This is a genomic window from Rhodanobacter sp. PCA2 (genome assembly GCF_013620825.1).
GTDB lineage: Bacteria > Pseudomonadota > Gammaproteobacteria > Xanthomonadales > Rhodanobacteraceae > Rhodanobacter_A.
Genome location: NZ_NJIC01000023.1, coordinates 1 through 5,019 on the forward strand (window position 1 = coordinate 1; position 5,019 = coordinate 5,019).

General features: G+C 69.6%; 3 protein-coding genes. All 3 read right to left on the reverse strand.

The window, feature by feature from the left end; all coding sequences use genetic code 11:
• Positions 1 to 2,816 (reverse strand): 2-oxoglutarate dehydrogenase E1 component (locus PCA_RS09720; RefSeq protein WP_181302417.1); only part of this gene is annotated, 2,816 nt, incomplete at its 3' end.
• A gap of 200 nt (positions 2,817 to 3,016) precedes the next feature.
• Positions 3,017 to 3,520, reverse strand: a complete 504-nt coding sequence (locus PCA_RS09725) for a hypothetical protein (RefSeq protein WP_181302418.1) — start codon at positions 3,518 to 3,520, stop codon at positions 3,017 to 3,019.
• Complete coding sequence (locus PCA_RS09730; RefSeq protein ID WP_181302419.1) at positions 3,517 to 4,731, reverse strand: cupin domain-containing protein; 1,215 nt, start codon at positions 4,729 to 4,731, stop codon at positions 3,517 to 3,519. The genes PCA_RS09725 and PCA_RS09730 overlap by 4 nt, the downstream gene beginning before the upstream one ends.
• Positions 4,732 to 5,019 lie beyond the last annotated feature (288 nt).

Consider the following 5,019-nt stretch of genomic DNA (forward strand, 5'->3'; position numbering starts at 1 on the left):
TCGACACCGATCGGGCCGGCCAGCGCCTGCCCGACCAGCGCCACCTGCTCCGCGACGTGGTCGCTGAGATGGCCGGCGGCCGGCGCGGGCGAACGCGCGCGGCCGGCGTAGGACAGGCTCTGCTTGCCGACGCAGGCCTGCAGGTGGTGGCGGATCTGGAACCAGGCGCCCTGGTTCATCGGTTCCTCCTGGCACCACACCACTTCCTTCGCGGCCGGGTACTTCTCCAGTTCGGCGGAGACCTCGGGGCGGGGGAACGGGTAGAGCTGTTCCACGCGCACGATGGCCACGTCGGCGAGCGCACGCTTCTCGGCCTCTTCCAGCAGGTCGTAGTAGACCTTGCCGGCGCACAGCACCACGCGCTTCACCTTCTTGGCGGCCAGCTCGCGATGCTCGCCGATCACCAGCTGGAAGCTGCCGTCGGCCAGCTCGTCCAGCGTCGACACGGCCAGCTTGTGGCGCAGCAGCGACTTCGGCGTCATCACGATCAGCGGCTTGCGCACCGGGCGCAGCATCTGGCGGCGGATCATGTGGAAATCCTGCGCCGGCGTGGTGGGCACGCAGACCTGCATGTTCTCCATCGCGCACAGTTGCAGGAAGCGCTCCAGGCGGGCGGAGGAGTGCTCCGGGCCCTGGCCTTCGTAGCCGTGCGGCAGGTACAGCGCGAGACCGGAGAGGCGGTCCCACTTGGCTTCGCCGGAGCTGATGAACTGGTCGATCACCACCTGGGCGCCGTTCGCGAAGTCGCCGAACTGGCCTTCCCAGATGTGCAGGGTGTCGGGATCGGTGGTGGAGTGGCCGTACTCGAAGGCCATCACCGCTTCCTCGCTGAGCAGCGAGTCGATCACTTCCACGTCGGCGCCGTCGCGGATCGTCGCCAGCGGCATGAAGGTGCGGCCGTCCTTCTGGTCGTGCAGCACGGCGTGGCGGTGGAAGAACGTGCCGCGGCCGGAGTCCTGGCCGACCAGGCGCAGGTTGCAGCCGGCGTCGACCAGGCTGGCGTAGGCGAGGTTCTCGGCGAAGCCCCAGTCGCCGGGTTGCTCGCCGCTGGCCATCTTGCGGCGGTCGTCGTAGATCTTCGCCACGCGCGACTGCAGCGCGATGTCCCTGGGGATGTCCAGCAGCTTGTTGGCCAGCTCCACCAGCTTCTGCTTCGGCAGCGAGGTGTCGGTCTTGTCGCCCAGCTTGCCCTTGAGGAAGCGCGCCCAGTCGATCTGGATGTCGCGCTGGGGCTCGGCGTCCAGCTCGGTCATCGGCTTGCCTGCTTCCAGGCGGTCGCGGTAGGCGTCGAAGCGCTTCTGCACGTCGCCGTCGGCGATCACGCCTTCCTTCACCAGCACCTGGCCGTACAGCTCGCGGGCCGGCGGCAGCTTCTTGATGACCTGGTACATCACCGGCTGGGTGGCGGTGGGCTCGTCGGCCTCGTTGTGGCCGTGGCGGCGGTAGCACACCAGGTCGATCACCACGTCCTTGCGGAAGGTCTTGCGGAAGTCGTAGGCGAGGCGGGTGGCCTCGATCACCGCTTCCGGGTCGTCGCCGTTCACGTGCAGCACCGGCGCATTGACCATCTTGGCCAGGTCGGTGCAGTACATCGTGGAGCGCGCGTCCTGCGGGTTGGAGGTGGTGAAGCCCACCTGGTTGTTCACCACGATGTGCAGGCTGCCGCCGATCTTGAAGCCGCGGGCCTGCGACATGTTGAACAGTTCCATGTTCACGCCCTGGCCGGCCAGCGCGGCGTCGCCGTGCACCAGCACCGCCATCGACTGGGTGTGCGCCGTGTCGCCGCGGCGGATCTGCCGCGCATGCACGGAACCGGCCACCACCGGGTTGACGATTTCCAGGTGCGAGGGGTTGAACGCCAGCGCCACGTGGGTGCCGCCCCTGGGCGTCTTGACGTCGGCGGAGAAGCCCATGTGGTACTTCACGTCGCCGGAGTGGGAGGGGTCTTCCGGATGGTCGAAGCGGCCCTCGAACTCGTCGAACAGGGTCTTCGGCGGCTTGCCGAGGATGTTGACCAGCACGTTGAGGCGGCCGCGATGGGCCATGCCGATCACCAGCTCCTTGATGCCGTTGTCGCCCGCGGCGCGCACCACGTCGTCCAGCATCGGGATCAGGCTGTCGCCGCCTTCCAGCGAGAAGCGCTTCTGGCCGACGTATTTCGTGTGGAGGTAGCGCTCCAGGCCGTCGGCGGCGGTGAGGCCGTCCAGCACGCGCTGCTTGCCCGCGGCGTCGAGGCCGGCGCTGCCGTTGGCCTGCTCCAGCCGGGTGTAGATCCAGTTGCGCTGCGCGTGATCGGAGATGTACATGAACTCCGCGCCGATGCTGCGCGTGTACACCTTCTTCAGGCGCGCCCACAGTTCGCGCAGCTTCAGGCGCTGGCCGCCGCCGGCATAGGTGCCGCAGTCGAACTCGGTGTCGAGGTCGGCTTCGGCGAGGCCGTGGAAGGCGAGGCCCAGGTCGGGTGCCTCCATCTTGTTCGCCAGGCCCAGCGGGTCGAGGTCGGCGGCCAGGTGGCCGCGCGAGCGGTAGGCGGTCAGCAGGCGCAGCACGCCGGCCTGCTTGCGCGCGTGCTCGTCGTCGACCGGCGCGGCCGCGACGTGACGCTGCTTCTGCGCCGCCTCGATGCGCGCGATGGCGCCACCGTGCGGCACGTCGCCGGCCTCGCGACCCTTGAAGGTCTCGAAATACTTGCTCCACTCGGCGGAAACCGACGCAGGGTCGGCCAGCCAGGCGTCGTACAGGGATTCGACGTAATCGGCGTTGCCGCCAGCGAGTTGAGAGGAGTCGAAGAACTCGCGGATCAGGTTTGTACTCACGTCACCACCGGCAGGGGAAGGGAGGCTTGCGGCGATCCTTCGGGCGCAGGGATCGCCGGCGAAAAATCCTGTTAATTATAGCCTTGAGCCACCGCGCAGCGGCAACCCGGACAGCCCATGGAATGGGGTTCCTCAGCCGCAATTCACGACGTCCGGGCACCGACTTTGGTCGCAGCCGGCGGACGGCGCGCCCCGTGGCGCTACAAATCCAGCGGCTGCAGCTCGCTGGCGCGGGCGGAGCGCTCCCAGATCTCGTCGAATTGCTGCTGCAGCGGCGCCTGCGCCGCGCGGTCGGCCAGCGCCATGCGGCCCTGCGGCCGCGCCGCCTCGGGCAGGAAAAAATAGCCGCCGCCATCGGTGAGCAGCCACGCCCCGGCGTTCTGGCGATCCACGTCCTCCACCGGCGTGCGGATCAGGATGGTGCTGGGCAGGCGCTGGAACAGCGCGATCAGCCGGTGGCCGTCGCGCAGCGCGGCGGCCGGATCGTGCAGCAGGATGCGGATTTCGGCGCGGCGGCCCGAGGTGGCGATGCGCTTGAGCTCGGCCAGCTCGGCGTCGTTGCCGTAGTCCTCGTGAGCCAGCAGGGGCAGGTGCAGCGACAGCCGGTGGCGCGCGCCGGCCAGCAGCTGCAGCCGGGCGGCGGCCAGCGCCTCGCGGCCATCGATCGCGCGCCTGCCGGCGTCGTCGTCGGCCGCCGCGGTCACCGCCGGCGCGCCTTGCGCAGCACCAGGTGCCCCTCGTTGACCAGGGCCAGCAACAGTGCGCCGGCCGCCTTGGACGGCTCGGCGTCAACGACCATGTCGCGCTGCGCGCACAACTGCCGTGCCAGCGCCGCCGGAGCCGGCCAGGCCTGGCCGTTCGCGAACAAGGTGCAGCCGGACTTGCCGCGGCTCCACGCCATGCGCGACCAGGGGTGGCGCAGCAGGCGCGCGCCCGCGGCGAGCTGCTTGCGCAGGGCGGCCTCGGCCAGCGGTCGGTCGGGCAGGGCCGGCGTCTGCGCAATGCGGTAACGCGTGATGAAGCGGCCGAACCAGTCGCGCAGGGTTTCCTCGTCCAGCGCGGCGGCGAACGGCAGCGCCATGCGCAACCGCGCCAGCGCGGCCGCGTCGATTTCGCCCGGGGCCTTGGCCGGGGCGAGGTCGGGGTCGGCGTAGCGCTGTTCGTCGTGCAGCCGTTCGGCAAGATAGTCGGCGAGGTCGCCGGTGAGTTCCGCCTGCGAGGGCGCGCGCATGCCGAACGAAATCGTCATACAGGGGCCGCCGAAGGCCACGCCGTCGTGCGGCACGTCGGGCGGCAGGTAGAGCATGTCGCCCGGTTCGAGCAGCCATTCGTGGGTGGGCGTGAATTCGCGCAGCTGCTTCAGCTCCACGTCGGGGCGGAAATCCCTGGGCGCCTCGGGATCGGCGCTGATCGCCCAGTGCCGCTGGCCCAGCCCCTGCAGCAGGAACACGTCGTACTGGTCCACGTGCGCGCCCACGCCGCCGCCGGGCTCGGCATAGGAAATCATGATGTCGTCCAGCCGCCAGCTGGGCAGGAAGGCGAAGGATTCCAGCAGGGCGGCCACGTCGGCGTCCCACTTGTCCACGTCCTGCACCAGCAGGGTCCAGTTCGCGTCGCCGGTCTTCGCGAAATCGGCCTCGTCCAGCGGACCGGTCTTCACCTGCCAGCGCTCACGCGCCTCGTCGTGGCGGATCAGCCGCGACAGCGCGCCTTCCTCGCAGGCCAGGCCAGCCAGATCCTCGGGCTGGATCGGCGGCACGAAATCGGGAAACGCGTTGCGGACCAGCAGCGGCCGCTTCTGCCAGTAATCGCGGAGGAACTGGGCGGCCGGCATGCCCAGCGGCTGGCGGGCGGAGCCGCGCACTTCGATGGGCGGGGCGGTCTTGCGGGGGGCGGGGACGCGGTTCGGTTTCATCCGCGCATTGTAGTGGGGGCGGAGAGGGGACTCTTGTCCTGGCGCAATTTTTCCAGCGGTTTCATCCTGCTGAGGCGGCGCGGTCGCCTGCGTTTGGGCGTGCATTCAAAGCGGTTTCGTGCGCCCTGTGGGCGCCCGAGTTACTTTTCTCTTGCGTGGCCAAGAGAAAAGTAACCCAAAGAGAAGGCCACCCCGCGGCGGCGCTTGCCGGGCGTCCTGCCCGGCAAGTGCGTGAGTCGCGGCCGGGCTTTTCGAGCGGGCATCCTGCCCGCGCGAAAAGGCGAGGCC

Excerpts from the sequence above, each read along its gene's own strand:
- PCA_RS09730 (WP_181302419.1), bottom strand. The coding sequence starts at position 4,731 with ATGAAACCGAACCGCGTCCCCGCCCCCCGCAAGACCGCCCCGCCCATC.